Consider the following 359-nt stretch of genomic DNA (forward strand, 5'->3'; position numbering starts at 1 on the left):
GATCACCGGGCTGGTCGGCAGCGACACCGCAGAAGCGACGCAGGCCTTTGCCAGCAAGAATGCGGGTAGCCAGGCCCTGAGTGCCGACAGCTGGACGGTCGCCGACGGCAATGGCGGCGGCAACTACACGATCAGCAAGGTCGATGCCACGGGTATCATCTCCAAGAGGCAGTTGACGGGCGACCTGAGCGGTACGGTCAGCAAGGTCTATGACGGCACGACGACGGCGACGCTGCTGCCGGCCAATCTGGCGGGCGTGGTCGCGGGCGATGCGGTCACCGTGACCGCCACCAGCGCCGCCTATGCCGACAAGAATGCCGGCACGGGCAAGCGGGTGACGGTGTCGGGCATGGCGCTGA

At 67.1% G+C, this 359-nt stretch carries 1 protein-coding gene; it reads left to right on the forward strand.

The window, feature by feature from the left end; translation table 11 throughout:
- On the forward strand, window positions 1–359 hold a 359-nt coding region (locus SM191_RS19665), incomplete at both ends, for a YDG domain-containing protein (RefSeq protein ID WP_341507674.1).

It is taken from the genome of Sphingomonas sp. 2378 (assembly GCF_038084995.1).
Taxonomy (GTDB): domain Bacteria; phylum Pseudomonadota; class Alphaproteobacteria; order Sphingomonadales; family Sphingomonadaceae; genus Sphingomonas.